This is a genomic window from Terriglobus sp. 2YAB30_2, from assembly GCF_052114765.1.
Lineage (GTDB): Bacteria > Acidobacteriota > Terriglobia > Terriglobales > Acidobacteriaceae > Terriglobus.
On the sequence record NZ_JBFRFJ010000010.1, the window covers coordinates 39,834 to 54,653 of the forward strand.

At 59.4% G+C, this 14,820-nt stretch carries 7 protein-coding genes and 1 tRNA gene; 6 read left to right on the forward strand and 2 right to left on the reverse strand.

The window, feature by feature from the left end; genetic code table 11:
* The first annotated feature begins 28 nt into the window (after positions 1 to 28).
* Positions 29 to 2,314 carry an N-acetylmuramoyl-L-alanine amidase gene (locus AB4Y89_RS15665; protein WP_442301876.1) on the forward strand — a complete coding sequence of 762 codons (2,286 nt, stop codon included), beginning with the start codon at positions 29 to 31 and terminating at the stop codon, positions 2,312 to 2,314.
* Positions 2,315 to 2,395: 81 nt separating this feature from the next.
* On the opposite strand, the gene AB4Y89_RS15670 is transcribed toward AB4Y89_RS15665, so the two are convergent.
* Complete coding sequence (locus AB4Y89_RS15670) at positions 2,396 to 3,592, reverse strand: hypothetical protein (protein WP_442301877.1); 1,197 nt, start codon at positions 3,590 to 3,592, stop codon at positions 2,396 to 2,398.
* A gap of 159 nt (positions 3,593 to 3,751) precedes the next feature.
* Here AB4Y89_RS15670 and AB4Y89_RS15675 point away from each other — a divergent pair, with 159 nt between their 5' ends.
* Both AB4Y89_RS15675 and AB4Y89_RS15680 read left to right on the forward strand, forming a co-directional pair.
* On the forward strand, positions 3,752 to 7,249 hold the full coding sequence (locus tag AB4Y89_RS15675; protein WP_442301878.1) for a carboxypeptidase regulatory-like domain-containing protein: 3,498 nt from the start codon (positions 3,752 to 3,754) through the stop codon (positions 7,247 to 7,249).
* A 100-nt stretch (positions 7,250 to 7,349) separates the two neighbouring features.
* Positions 7,350 to 9,911, forward strand: a complete 2,562-nt coding sequence (locus AB4Y89_RS15680) for an amylo-alpha-1,6-glucosidase (RefSeq protein WP_442301879.1) — start codon at positions 7,350 to 7,352, stop codon at positions 9,909 to 9,911.
* An 86-nt stretch (positions 9,912 to 9,997) separates the two neighbouring features.
* Here AB4Y89_RS15680 and AB4Y89_RS15685 read toward each other — a convergent pair whose 3' ends face one another.
* Positions 9,998 to 11,509: a M20/M25/M40 family metallo-hydrolase gene (locus AB4Y89_RS15685; RefSeq protein ID WP_442301880.1), complete on the reverse strand. Its 1,512-nt coding sequence runs from the start codon at positions 11,507 to 11,509 to the stop codon at positions 9,998 to 10,000.
* A gap of 210 nt (positions 11,510 to 11,719) precedes the next feature.
* Between AB4Y89_RS15685 and AB4Y89_RS15690 the strand changes: the two genes are divergently transcribed.
* From AB4Y89_RS15690 to AB4Y89_RS15700, 3 genes are all read left to right on the forward strand, one after another.
* On the forward strand, positions 11,720 to 12,856 hold the full coding sequence (locus AB4Y89_RS15690; RefSeq protein ID WP_442301881.1) for a DUF6599 family protein: 1,137 nt from the start codon (positions 11,720 to 11,722) through the stop codon (positions 12,854 to 12,856).
* 345 nt (positions 12,857 to 13,201) lie between these two features.
* Positions 13,202 to 13,277, forward strand: a tRNA-Thr gene (locus AB4Y89_RS15695).
* A 453-nt stretch (positions 13,278 to 13,730) separates the two neighbouring features.
* Positions 13,731 to 14,645, forward strand: coding sequence for a tetratricopeptide repeat protein (locus AB4Y89_RS15700; RefSeq protein ID WP_442301882.1), 915 nt, complete (start codon positions 13,731 to 13,733; stop codon positions 14,643 to 14,645).
* Positions 14,646 to 14,820 lie beyond the last annotated feature (175 nt).

Sequence of the window (14,820 nt, forward strand, 5' to 3'; positions counted from 1 at the left end):
GCGTTTCGGCTTTTGCCGGAGCTGCCGCATGCGTGTCTTTGCCTCAATTCGCTCTGGAATCGTTGTCGGTCTGTGCGTCTCGACGCTGGCGATGGCGGCGGTGCGGAAGAAGGCGGTTACAGTCTCGCCCTGGCAACAGGCGGAGCAGTTGCGCGAGCAGCTCGAAGCAACGCCCGAGCAGCAGCGGACCCGCACGGCCTATGCCCACGCCATGGACGCTTACCGCGCCATTTATCACGCCAACCCGGCAGACGTGCACTCTCCCGGCTCCATCTTTGCCGTGGGAGAGCTGCTCGCCGAGCAGGGCCGCAGCCTGAACGATCCGAAGTCGTTCCAGGCCGCGCTTGGTCAATTCGAGTTCCTGCGCAAGCAGTATCCGGGTTCGTCGTTGCGAATTCCGGCGCTTCTGGCCGAAGGCATCATTGCGCAGAACGACCTCCGCGATGCGAAGCTCGCCCGCCAGCACTATGACGAGCTACTGCGCCGCTATCCCCATTCGACGGAAGCACAGGATGCCCGCGCCGGCCTCGATGCCCTCAAGCACGGTGACCGTCCTGCTCCGCGTCAGCCGATCGTTGCCACTGCTCCGCCGGCAGAGGCGCCGGCACCCCAGGTAGAGACGCCGTCGCCGCGCCAGAACGGTTTGGCACGGTTGCCCGCCATGCCTCTTACCTCGGGAGCGGGGTCAGCTTCCGCGATCGATCCAACGCCTTCGAGTGCACCGGTCGATACTTCTTCACAGAAGCTGCAGCCGGTCTCGACCGCGCCTATGCCTCGCCACAAGGGAGCGCTGGCACAGGTTAGCGGCATTCGCCACTGGTCCACGCCCGACTACACACGTGTCGCCATCGATCTCGGCGATGAGGTGCAGTATGAGGCGGCACGCGTGCCGAATCCCGAACGCATCTTCTTCGACCTGCACGGCACACGGCTTGCGCAGGATCTGGTCGGCAAGAACTTTACCGTCACCGACGATGGCTTCCTGAAGAAGATCCGTATTGCCCAGTTCTCGAACGATGTGACCCGCGTCGTGCTCGACGTGAACAATGTCACTGAGTACTCCGCGTTCCTGTTGCCGAATCCGTACCGGCTCATCATCGATATTCACGGATCGAAGGGTGCAGGGAAGAACAAGCCCACCGACGTTGCCGTTAAACAGCCAGGCGATGGCGCAACAGCAAAGGCCGCAGATAAGCCGTCCAAGTCTGCCGGCGATGAGCACGAAGGCGTCTCCCGTCCGGTAAGTGATCCCATTACTGAGGATGAGCCTCTGCCTCCCGCTCCGGAGAAGAGTGTGGCTCCGGTCTCGGCTGTGCCCAGTACGATCGCGACGAAGCAGGCGAGCACGCGCGAGGTCGCGAACCTCAGCACCCAGCCCGGCAAGGTGAAGGCGACCTCCGCTCCGACAACGCAACCCATCGCTGCCAGCGTGCGCCCGGTGGAGGTTGCGGTGAACGACCTGCCTGCTCCTCCCGCTGCGGACAAGAAACCGCGCAAAGGAAGGAAGATCGCCGCTGCGGATGAGTCCATCGGTCATATGGCGACACCGACCACTGCGGGCGAAACCTCTCTAGTGCGTGCGCTCGGTCTGAAGATCGGCCGCATCGTGATCGATGCCGGTCACGGTGGCCACGACTCCGGCACCATCGGTGTCGACGGCCTGATGGAGAAGGATGTCGTGCTCGACGTGGCACTGCGTCTCGGCAAATTGCTGCACGAGCGCCTGGGTGCGGAGATCGTCTATACACGCTCCGACGATACCTTCATCCCGCTGGAGACACGTACGGCGATTGCCAACAAGGCGCAGGCTGATCTCTTTCTATCCATCCACGCCAATAGCTCTCGCGACGACTCCGCCCGCGGTGTCGAGACCTACTATCTGAACTTCACCTCACAGCCCGATGCGCTGGAGGTTGCAGCTCGTGAGAACGCAGTCTCCAATCAGTCGATCTCGCAGTTAAGCGACCTGGTGAAGAAGATCACGTTGAAGGACAAGATCGAAGAGTCGCGCGAGTTCGCCTTCGATGTCGAACAGTCACTCTACAGCGGCCTGCAGAAGGGCAACGACGGCTTGAAGAACCGCGGCATCAAGAAGGCTCCGTTTGTTGTACTCATCGGTGCGAATATGCCTTCGATCCTTACCGAGATCTCGTTCGTGACCAACCCGAGAGATGCCTCACAGCTCCGCCAGTCGGACTACCGGGAGCGCATCGCCGAGTCCATCTATAAAGGTGTTGCCCGCTACACCAGCGGTCTGAGTGGCATGAAGCTGGCCGATGCAAACGGCGGCGGCCCAAAGGCCACTGGAAATTAGTCGAGCCCAGACTCTGGGTGCCCCACATACGCGAAGCTTATGTGGGTCTTCGAGCGAAGCTCGAACCAGTGGGAGCCACAACTACCGCGTATGAAACGCGACGATCTCTGCATTCAGACCGACATTGCGCCGGACATGTACCCGTAGCAGCGCTTCGAACGGACGCGCGAGATTGTGATCCAGCCCTGCGCGTTTCGCCAGATCGGCGCGATGCATCGGATCCAGGGCGAACTCCACGGCGGACTGTGTGCCAACCGTCGTTAATCCTGTAAAGGCGAGGATCCGTGTCGAGGACTCAAGGCCAGGCAGCAAGGCGACAATCGCATACTCATCAGTTCCATCGGTTGCATACTCATGCGGCTCCCCGGCAAGCGGATGTTCATTGCTCACATAGCCGTGGGCATTTTCGTCCAGGCGGATCACAAACTGGGTCGCAGTCGGCAGTTCGGCCAACGCCGTGTTCTGCGTTGCAGCTCCCAGGAAGACAAGGTTGCGCGACTTCGCGTCATCCCACGTCACCAATCTGCTCCGTTTCAACACGAAGTCGCGATTCGCGCGGTCGAAGAAACGCGTCAGGGTATAGATAGCCTGCGCCTCTCCGGTGCCGGTGTAGGTGTCGTCTTCTGGCGCATCGCTGACCGTGCCGGGAGGAAGCAGCCGAAGCCCATCCTTTAATGGAGCGCCACGAAAGATGGGATTGCTGTAGATCACCAGAGGCGGCTGGTCCTGGCTGAGAAATGGCGCCCACAACGGATCATGCAATTGTGCTGAAGCAACACCGCGGCGCGGCAGGGCATAACCAAGCGCCAGGCCCGCAACCAAAGCTACCAAAATAAAGATGATGCCGAGCGATATCCGCCCTCGGCTCTCGGGAGCGATGACGGTCGAGGGAAGCGAGAGAGCAGATGCCACTGCGGGAAGACCGGTCTCGCCGATCAAACGCTTCTTGAAGACAGGCAGGTAGTGGCCCTTGGGAATCTCGATGGTGATGGGCTCCGACGCACCTTCCTCCTTAAAAAAGGAGGCGAGCTTCTGTCGCAACAATCGAGCCTGTGAGCGAACGATTGAGTCTTCGCTGGAGTTGTAGCCCGGCTTGCGGCCGAAGACATTCACTCCAATCTGTTGTTCTGAGGCCTCTTCCGGGCACTCGCGCAGAGCGCAGTCCACGATGTAGTTCAGGAACTCCCTGAGCTTCGGAGAAGCGGCGAGCTGAGAACCGTTTGAAACCCGCTCCGTAACGCCCCGGTACTGTTCGATCTCTTCCGGACTGAACTTCATTTCCAATCAACAGTTTACTCCCCGTGAAGCACGGTGAATTGACCGTAAAGCGCCTCGCCAACGGGTGTAACGGGATAGTCCGCGTGCAAAGCTGATGCATCCAACACGACGTCCCAACAGAGACGACGTATGGCTTCGCGCCATGCAGGAGTAAACACAATGAAGAAGCAACGACGTGTATCCCTAATGGGCTACTGTCTGCTCGCACTGGTCTTTTTGATCGCCAGCGCGACGCAGCTCTCGGCCCAGGCACTCTACGGATCGCTGTACGGCAACGTACTCGACGCGACCGGTGCCGCCATTCCTGGAGCCAAAGTGACCGTAACCGACACTCAGAAGGGAACCCAGCAGGTCGTCACCTCTGGACCCGATGGTGGCTGGAGGGTCGATCGCCTGATCCCCGATACCTACAAGGTGAAGGTCGAGGCTCCCAACTTCTCCCCGACAGAATCGCAGCCCGTTGACGTCCATGCGGACAGCGCCCAGAAGGTTGACCTAACCGTCGGCCTGCAGGCTACGACCACGACCATCAATGTCACCACCGAAGCTCCCGCCCTGAAGACGGATAAGGCGGACGTTGCGACGGTGCTCGATCAGACCACCATCGCGAACGTCCCCAACTTCACCCGGAACTTTACCAACTTCCTGCTGCTGACCCCGGGCGTGCAGCACTCCAGCTTCAACATCGCCGGTCCGGAGAACCCGCAGGGCGGCATCGCTCTCAACTCCAACGGCTCCAATTACGGCGAGCAGGGCTTCATCCTCGACGGTACGGACAATCGTGACCCCGTCCTGGGAATCATCGTGATTAACCCAACGCTTGACTCCATTGCCGAGACCAAGGTCATCACGCAGAACTACGATGCAGAGTTCGGCGGCGCCGCCGGCGGTATCGTCAATGTCACCACCAAGTCGGGCGGCAACGCTCTTCACGGCGATGCCTTCTTCTTCCGCCACAGCGACTACTTCTACGCCCGCAACCCATTCACGCAGTACCAGGCCGATCCTGTCAGCAACCGCTTTATCCCCAGTGAGCTCTACAGCCAGTTCGGCGGAGCCCTCAGCGGTCCCATTATTAAGGACAAGGCATTCTTCTTCCTCGACTACCAGGGCCTGCGTCAACGGCTCGGCGGCACCCTGCAGCAGAACGTACCCACGGCACTGCTGCGCTCCACCTGCCTTGCATCCAGCGGAAACTGCAACCTTTCGCAATACACCAGTCAGGTGCTCTATAACCCCGTCACGAAGACCCCGTACAGCAGCACGCCCGGACAGATTCCGGTAAGCTCGCTCTCTCCCCAGGCGGTGAACCTGCTGCGCCTTATTCCTGCAGCCAATGCCAATGGAACGTCGACGACGAACAACTACGTTGCCAGCGGCAACGGCGTTCTCAACGGAGATCAGGCGGACGTTCGTCTAGATCATCAGGCCACGCAAAACCTGCACCTCTTCGGCCGTTATGATTACGCTCTCTTCCGCTTGACCGGCGTTCCGGTCTTCGGCGCTGCCGGCGGACAGGGCTTTGGTCTGCAGAACACCAGCGGCCTCACCAACACGCAGAATCAAAGTGCAACCGCCGGTCTCGACTGGGCGCTCTCGCCTTCACTTGCAACCGATCTCCGCTTCGGCTTCCTCAGCTATCACGTTGCCGAGAGCAAGTATCCCGGCCAGGTTTCTGCCGATACACTCGGCATTCCCAACCTGAATGTCGCGGCTGACACCGGCGGAGCTCCGACCTTCAACTTCAACCAGGGCGGCTTCAGCGGCCTGGGCAACCAGGGCTGCAACTGCCCGCTGCTGCAGAGCGAGCAGGTCTTCCAGCTTGTGAACAACTGGACCAAGACCCGCGGCAATCACACCATCCGCTTCGGCGCCGACCTGCGTTATGCGAAGAACGTCCGTAACGCCAGCGACTTCAACCGCAGCGGTCAGTTCATCTTCGATAACTCGTCGACGGGTCTCAGTGGCTCCGGCGGCAGCGATGTCGCTTCGTTCCTCGTCGGCTACGCAGCGCGCTTCCAGCGCTTCGATGTCTTCATCAACGATCAGTACAGCTATCAGAAGCGTCTTGCTTTCTATGCGCAGGACAACTGGCGTGTCACACCAAAGCTCACCGTTAACTATGGAGTGCGTTGGGATCTCATCTTTCCCGAAGCGGTTAACGGCCTGGGCCATGGCGGCTTTGCCTCGCTTGAGGCCGGCGGCATCCGTGTTGCAGGTGCGAACGGTATCGGCACCAACGGCGGACAGCGCATGGACTACACCAATGTTGCAGGTCGCCTCGGCATTGCTTACCAGCTTCATCCCAACACCGTTGTCCGCGCAGGCGCGGGCATGACCTATGACACGGTCGGCTACTTCGGAACTCTCTTCGGCAGCGTGCTTTCGCACAACCTGCCGGTGCAGGGCAATGAAGATGTCGATCGTACTGGCAACTACGCCGCCAATCAATATGCCGCTACGCTGGCTGCACCGCCGGCGCGGCCTACCGCGTTTACCATTCCGACGACTGGCATCATTCCATTCCAGGACAAGTACGCGCAGCAGTTCCGTGGCGATCGCATCACATTGCCGCGGGTCTTTCAATACAACGTTGCCATCCAGCAGCAGTTCGGCAGCAAGACCACGGCTGAGATCGCATACGTCGGCAACATCGGCGATCGCGTCTATCCGGGTGAGACCTACGGCTACGATCTGAACAGCCCAAGTCTGCCAACCTCGGCGGCACAGCTGGCCGCCGGCAACACCTTGCGTCGTCCGTACTACAACCGGTTCTCCGGTGTGTATCAGGGGCAGGTCGTTACCTGCTGCTCCAGCGGCATGACCAGCGCTCAGGCGAACGGCCGCGCTATCTACAACGCACTGCAGACCAAGGTGACGCAGCATCTGTCGAATGGTCTGTTATTCAACGCCAACTACACCTGGTCGAAGGCAATGAACTATGCCAACGACGCAGCCTTTGCGCAATACAAACGCGCCTCGTGGGGCCGTAACGACACCAACCGCGAACACATCTTTGTGCTGAGCGGCGTGTATGAGCTGCCCTTCGGCAAGAACCGCATGCTCTTCTCCAAGGTGAACAAGCCTGTCGATTACATGATCGGCGGCTGGTCTCTCTCCGGGCAGAGCACGTGGGAGAGCGGACGGCCGTTCACGCCCACCTATGCGGAGTGCGCCTCGGATCAGGACCTCGACACTGGCTTCGCCAGTCCGGGAACGACCAGCCTCTGCCGCCCGAACGGCAATGCGTCGGCCTTCCCGCTGTCGGTCGGTTCCTTCGATACGTCGAGTCACTCCCGCCGTTACTTCACGCCGGTGGCCGCGCTTGCAACCAATGGAGCCGTCTCGGGTCCGTTCAGCCGTCCTCAAGTCGGACAGTTCGGCAACATCGGTCGTCTCTCGATGGTTGGGCCCCGCGACTTCTTCGCGGATGCCTCGCTGATCAAGGACTTCCCGATCACTGAGCGGGTGAAGGGCCAGTTCCAGTTCCAGGCCTTCAACGTCTTCAACCACGCAGCCCTGGATATTCCCACTGCAACCTATGGCCGCTGCGTCGACTGCTCGGCCTCAACGCAATCGACAGCCGGCACCATCACTTCCCTCGAACCGAACAGCACGATGCGCCGTCTGCAGTTCGCGGCACGTTTGCAGTTCTAACCTGCAAGCATAGGGCGTGAGGACCGGTACCGGTCTTCACGCCCACTTGCATCTGCCTCCTGAAAACATAAGAATCTCTTCCATCAGCACCTGAGGTCTCATGCGTTCCGCCATGCCACGCATCCTGCATCTGCCTGTTCTTGCTGCTTTGCAGCTTCTCTCTATGCCGAGTGCCCATGCACAATCGTTGCCGCTCGATCGCGCCTACCTGCAGCGTGAGTTTCATGCCGTCGATGCGTTTACGCTGAATGCAAATCCACTCGTCATCCATCGTCCTGCGCGCGCCAATCAGCCCTTTTCTGTAACGGGAGAGCGCGGAGCCATTCTGGGCCAGCAGGATGGCACCTTTGAGCTGTGGCTGCTCCCCGTGAAGATCTTTCACAACGCAAAGCTCTCGGCCCGGCTTGAGGGATATCCCGCGCTCATCGATCTCAACGCACAGGCTGCGGAGATCGAGGTCCGTCCGGACCATACGACCGTTACTTACTCGCATGCGGCCATTACGGTAAAGCAGCACATGTTCATTCCGCGTGGACAGCCCGCCGGCCAGGCGACCGCGGTGGTGCTCTTTGAGGTCCATGCATCGCGCCCTGCGGCCATTACGCTCTCACTCGATCCAAGCCTCGAACGCCAGTGGCCCGCGCCTAACTTCGGCCGCGCGAACGGTAGCTGGATTCCCGCAGGCACCGGCGGCGCCTATCTGTTGGAGACGGACAATCCCGCCTTCTTTGGCGCGATTGCGATGCCGCAGGCGAACCACGGCGACATCCGTCCGTATCAGGAACGCCCGCAGACTATGCCTCTAACCTTTACCTTCACCTACGATCCGGCGAAGGACGATGGACATTTCTTTCCGCTGCTGTGTTCGGTCGCAGATCTGTCGAGTAGTACACAGCCAGACAGGCGTACGCTGCTGGAAAAGACCTTTGCCGCCGGTGATCACGTACAGGATCTTTATCGATCCACGGCAGACTACTTTGCTCACTTCTTCGATCAGCGTCTGACCGCACATACGCCCGACAAGCATTTTGATGAAGCTCTGCAGTGGGCCGAGGTCGCGATCGAGCAATCGAAGATTGCTCGTAGCGATGGTGCGGGTCTCGCCGGCGGATGGTATACGTCGGGTGATTCAGCCCGCCCCGGCTTCGGCTGGTTCTTCGGTCGCGACACGCTGTGGACGCTGTATGCGGTGAACAGTTATGGAGACTTCGCCCTCAGCCGCCAGGCACTCGAGTTCCTCATCTCGCATCAGCGAGAAGACGGCAAGATGATGCATGAGTACTCGCAGACGGCCGAAGCGGTGGAGTGGGCAAAACTGCCATACCTTTATGCCTCCGCCGACGCCACGCCGCTGTTCGTCATGCAGATGGAAGACTATGTCCGCGCTTCGGGTGATGTTGCGTTTCTGCGGACACACTGGGACAACGTGAAGCGGGCCTATGCGTTTACCCGCGCTCACACGACCGCTGGCGCCTTCGACAACTCGCAGGGGACAGGCTGGGTGGAAGAGTGGCTGCCGAAGATGCCACACCAGGAGATCTATCTGGTGGCTCTCGACCAGCAGAGCAGTGAAGCCATGTCGCGGCTGGCAACGCTGATGAATGATACGGAACTCTCTTCGACCGCAGCCGGCACGGCAAAGTCAATTGCCACACTCCTCAAGGAGTTCCGCGGGAGCGACGGCATGTATGCCTTCAGCCGCGATACCGATGGCGCGTATGAACATGTGCCGTCGATCTTCTCCAGCGTTGCCTGGTGGAACGGCCACCTGAGTCTGCCGGATGCGAACCAGATGTTTGCTGCGTGGGCAGGATCGCAGTTCAGCACGGACTGGGGAACGCGTTCGGTGGCGAGCTCAGCGGCGATCTACGATCCCATCAGCTATCACCACGGATCGGTGTGGCCGCTCTACACCGGCTGGGTCAGCATGGCGGAGTTCCGCTCGGGACATACGCTCTCTGCCATCGAGCATCTGCGCCAGAACATGCAGCTTACCTGGCTGCAGGATCCAGGCTTCGTCACTGAGGTATTGTCGGGCAAGTTCTATCAGCCGCTGGGCCGCAGCAGCTCGCATCAGTTGTGGTCCTCGGCGATGGTGCTCGCGCCAGCCATCCGCGGTCTCTTTGGAATTGAAACCGATGCGCAGCAACACGTCCTCTATGTCCATCCCCAATTGCCGGCGGACTGGAACGAAGCCACATTGAACAACGTTCGCGTTGGCGATGACTTCTACACCGTCACGATGCGGCGCGTCGACGGTTCGCTGGAGGTGGAGGCGGCTTCAGAGAAGCCAACAACGCTCGCTCTGGTTTCGGGGGCGGGGGCGCCCGCAGCTCCGCAGAAGCCAGCGACACATCATGTACTTCGCCTACCGCTCCCTGCGATGGAAGTCGCTCTGCCTCTCAGCAATCCACATGAAGGCGAAGAGACCTCGGGGCTCAAAGTCGTCGATCAGCAACTGACGGGCCACCGTCTGACGCTCACACTGGAAGCGCCTGCCGGAACCACACAGCAATTAAAGGCGCATGCGAACAGCAAGCAGAAGCTCGGGTTGCACGTAAATGGTGGCGAGCTCCACGACGATATATTGCAGGTCTCCTTCGAAGGAACACCACAGCCCATGCCTAAGTACGTTTTGAAGACTGTGACTCTGACCTGGTAACTCCAGGTGTGCCCATGTACCGGGTGCCCCAGGTCCCTCGGAGACCTGGGTATTCGCGTTACACGCGAAACGTCTTTCTATTCCCGCTACTGCAGCATCAGACTCGCCAGCGTCGTCACACCATCGAACAGATTCCCCAACCGGATATTCTCGTTATCCGTGTGCTGGTTATCGTCATAATTCGCAATCGATATTCCCACCGTCGGCACATGAAACGCATCGATGAACGGTGAAGCCGGCACGCTGCCGCCCAGCGTACGAATGCGCACAATCTTGTCTCCCCATGCAGCCTTCAGCGCTCCGGTCGCAAACACCGCCTGTGGATCGTTCGGGTCTGTCCTCCATGCTCCACCGCTTGTGGCAGTTAGAGCGCGCGAGGTCACTTTGGCCACCTTCGCATGGGACGCAAGCGTTGCCACATCCGGATCCTTGTCGACAATGTAGTAACCCTGCGCGCGGATGAAGTCGATCACCCGTTCCGCCATTACCTGCGGATGGTTCTCTTTCACCAGCCGCATCGCAATCTCCGCCGTCGCGCTGGCGGCAATCACACCACCAACCTCGCCACCCTTCATGGTGTGCACGCTGAACGCGGGAAGATTCAGACCCTCCTGCAGCGAATGTGCCGCGCCGTCCAGCGATCCCACACCGAAGTCGCGCTGCATCTGCGCGCTCTGATCAGGCACCGCGTCCATCATCGCCTTTGCCTCGGTAGCGAAGGGAAGCACGTCGCTGTAGAAACCCGGAATGACCACCTTGCCCGTGCTGTCCACCATCGAAGAGATGAGTTGCGCCAGGCGCACATTGGCGTCTGGCATCCAGTTGCCGTAGTTGCCGCTGTGCATCCCCTGCTTGGCGGTGTAGACGGTTACGTTGACGCCGGCTCCGCCACGCGCGCCGTAATAGATGGTCGGCCCGCTGGGATGCTGCGGTCCATCGAGAATAACCAGAAGATCGGAACGAAGCTTCTCCGGATACTTCTGAATCACCTCAGCCAGCCCTTTGCCGCCGCCCTCCTCTTCGCCATCGAGGAAGACCTTTACGTTCTCCCGCTGCGACGATCCGATCGCGTCCAATGCGCAGAGAAAAGCCTCGATCGGGGCTTTGTCGTCTCCCGCAGCGCGCGCATAGATCCGCCATGCATCGGGAAAGGTTGCACTCGACAGATCGGTCATCACTTTGCCGCCGGCTTCTATACTGTCGGTCCGCACCACCGGGACAAATGGGTCGGGCTGCGCCCACCGTTTTGCATCTACCGGCTGGCCGTCGTAATGGATATAGAAGAGGATCGTCCGTTTCGCTCCCGGGGTGGTCTTCTCTCCGAAGACCATCGGAACCCCACTGCTCGTCGGCCATATCGCCGTATCCAGGCCGCGCTTCTTCATCATCGCGGCCAGTAGATCGGCATTGGCCTGCAGCGCTTTAGCGTCGCCGTGGATATTCGGCAGCGACAACAGCTTGAGATACTCCTCTACGATCTCGCGGCGATGCGTGTCGGCGTAGGTGTGAACTCTGCTGACATCAACGGTCTGCGCCGGCAGTGAAGACACGACGCTGCAGGTAAGCGCAAGAAGAGAAAAGATGCGGGAACTCGTCACAGCACACTCCTTTGAACAGAGTTGGACTGCCAGACACGTGCGGCCAGGAAGCCATGCGGCTTCATCAAGATGGAACGGATACCTGAGTTATACACATCAGGCGCTCTGCGCCAAAGCCGTCGCGGGAACTAAATTGATCTCGGCGTTGTCTATCTCCTCATGCAAGGCGCGGCGTGCTTCCATTGGCGGTCGGGTGGTAGTCTCACAATTGTGATCAGGCGTTGTTTCTCCGCGGTTCTTCTCAGTGTTGCCCTGGGGACAGGTGTGTTTGCCCAGCAGCCGGCGCAGGAGAAAAATCCCTCGACCACCGTGCAGCTTCCGCCGGCGCCACTGCTCCCGCAATCGCTCGGCACGTGGACGCTCACCGATCAGAAGCCCGCTGTCACCGATACAGGCCTCAACGACGTCATCAACAAAGAGCTAGGCGTAAAGCGGTCGCAGGCCGGCATTTACACCTCCGGAAAGAATCAGCTCTCAATCGTCGCGACGCAGTATATGGATGCAACCGGCGCTTATGCAGCCTTCGCTTCGCTGCGGCAGTCGGGCACACACGCCGGTCCGGCAAAGATCGGCAATGAGGCTGATGTGAAAGGAAACGAAGTGCTCTTCTGGAGCGGACCAACACTGGTCTCTGCTTCGTTTCAAACGCAGCCTGACTACAAAGCATTGGAGACATTGACCAACGGACTGCCGAAGCTTGGCGGCGCCGCCGGGCGCGCTCCGGGATTGCTTTCGTATCTGCCGAAGTCAGGTCTTCGTGCGGAGAGCGTGAAGTATGCCGTTGGTCCCGCGACCTATCAGCACGATGGCGGGCAGCTGAATCCATCCATCGTAGATTTCTCCAAGTCGCCGGAGATCGCCACAGGGCAATATCCTCATGGCACCTTCGTTGCGATCTACTATCCCACGCCAACGATTGCCGGCGATCGCTCACGTGCGCTGCTGAAAGATCTGCTCGATCATCTGCCCGCAGGAGCGACAACAGACTCCATCTCTGTTCGGCGAGCTGGCCCTATCGTCGCGATCACCTATGGTCAGTTCACCGCGGAAGAAGCGAAGAAGCTTCTTGACCAGGTGCACTATGAGACCAACGTCACCTGGAACAAACCAGAGGGTTACATCAGTGAAGCCAGCAAGGCGGCACGCTTGCTGGTCAACATCATCCTTGGTGTCTTTGCCATGGGGATCGCTGCATTGGTGCTGGGTGCGTTCTTCGGTGGAGGCCGTGCATTGATTCGCGTATTGCAGGGAAAGCCTGCCTCGTCAATGCATGATGCCGAGTTCATTCACCTGGATCTGCGTCAGGATCTGCGCCGGGACGCTCCACCCCCGGCCCGGGAAAACTGACCCGTTTCTGGTGCAGCGAAATATCTAACGGGCTGAATTCAGGCAGGTTTGCCGGGAAAGGTTACCCCCTCAGAGGAGAATAAAGGGCGAACAGATTTTGGCTCAGGTTACTGTTTGGTCACTCTTTATCTCATTGATAATAAGAGGCTTATGGATGGCCAGAAATTGCCTTGACACCCCGTTTGGGCGAACCATAGTATTTCGCCAGAAAGTTCTGATGGCTTTGCCTCCGTTGGAACTATTCTCCCTACGAAGAGGCCGCCCTGTTGCCGGGCGGCTTCTTCCTTTTCATTTCCACCGGCTTTGCGTGCAGCGTCAATCCCCGATAAAATCACTGAGGAGTCCGCCGACGTAGCTCAGTTGGTAGAGCAGCTGATTCGTAATCAGCAGGTCGCCGGTTCAAGTCCGGCCGTCGGCTCCAGTCACTTCCACTCTGCTTCCAGCGACAATCCCCACGACAATCCAAGATCACTGCTATGCGATCCTTTTGTTCATTTCGATAGGATTCAACCAGAATTTTGAGCGAGATCGGCAGTATGTGCATCAGAGCGCTTTGCTGGCTCGGGTAAAGCGTCAGCGGAGAAATCTGCTCTTCAATCGGTCTGTGGCGGTATGCCCAAAAACAAACACCGTTCACGTTCAGCTCTAATCCGCCGATGAATCGGGGATGTTCACCATGCACGATCTCTTCATCGCCATCCTCTTTCTCGTTATTCTTGTTGCTCCTTGTCTCGTCGCTCTGGGCTTCACTGATGACACGGGCGAACTTTAGTACCAGATTTGGTACGCGAATTCCACTGATTTCTTTCGTAGACCCCGCTAACCCTCTTGATTACAGCCTGTTTGCGAAGCATACTCGGCACAAGAGGAGACGGTGCCGATCGAGATAACCCCAAGCGATAGCTACAGCCGTCAGGATGTGCTTCGTATTCTGCGGCTCCATCCCCGGCAATTGGCCGGGTGGGAGCGTGCCGGCCTCTCCGCCGTCAAAGAAAGCTACAGCTTTGAGGATCTGGTACGGTTGCGCCGTCTGCGCGACCTCAGCGCCTCGCGTATCTCATCCCGCTCTATCCGTGCCGGCATCGATGCCATGCGGCGTGTTTCCGGAATGACCAACCCGCTGGTTGAGGCAGCCTCGATTGCCCGCCGCGGCTCCCGTCTGGTCTTCCGTCACTCCGGTGCTCTGGTAGATCCTGTAGCGCAGCAGCTTCTCTTTGACTTCGATCCGCAGGCATCCCGTCCGCTGGCTGTGGTGCGCGCGCATGAGGCCGCCATCGACAAGGCGATGCAGGTGCAGGAGATGTTCCTGCAGGCGGTGCAACTGGAAGAGCACACTGCGACCATTGGCCAGGCGCAGCAGATCTATCTCGACCTGCTGGAGCTCGATCCGAACCACGCTCCGGGCTGCATCAACCTGGGAACCATCTACTACAACCAGAAGCTCTATGGCCGCGCCGAGCAGCTCTACCGCTGCGCCACGATTGCCGACCCCAGCTACGCATTGGCTTTCTTCGACCTTGGCAACGTGCTGGACGAGCTGCAGCGGCTTCCTGAGGCCATTGAAGCTTACAAACGCGCCATCGCCCTGTCGCCCTCCTACGCCGACGCTCACTACAACCTGGCGTTGACCTTCGAGCGCTGCGCAGAGCGCCGCCGGGCGCTGCCGCACTGGCTCGCCTACGTCCGCCTGGACCCCATCGGTCCCTGGGCCACTCACGCGCGCAGCCAGGCCAGGCGTATTCTGGCCGGCGAAAAGCTGTCTATCGTGAAACGTCACGCAAGCAAATAGTTCCCAGAGCAATTCTCTTAGAGCATTTTCACTGTTGCTCGGTATTCCGGAAAAGGCGTGCAGCGGCGTTTTCATTGCGGAAAACGCCCATAGCTGCGGAATCCTCTCGGTACACCTGCAGTGAAAATGCTCCAATGCTGCGTCGTTGGATAAATCAGCGAGAGCCGTTTTCTTC

Excerpts from the sequence above, each read along its gene's own strand:
- AB4Y89_RS15665 (WP_442301876.1), top strand. The coding sequence starts at position 29 with ATGCGTGTCTTTGCCTCAATTCGCTCTGGAATCGTTGTCGGTCTGTGC.
- AB4Y89_RS15670 (WP_442301877.1), bottom strand. The coding sequence starts at position 3,592 with ATGAAGTTCAGTCCGGAAGAGATCGAACAGTACCGGGGCGTTACGGAG.
- AB4Y89_RS15680 (WP_442301879.1), top strand. The coding sequence starts at position 7,350 with ATGCGTTCCGCCATGCCACGCATCCTGCATCTGCCTGTTCTTGCTGCT.
- AB4Y89_RS15675 (WP_442301878.1), top strand. The coding sequence starts at position 3,752 with ATGAAGAAGCAACGACGTGTATCCCTAATGGGCTACTGTCTGCTCGCA.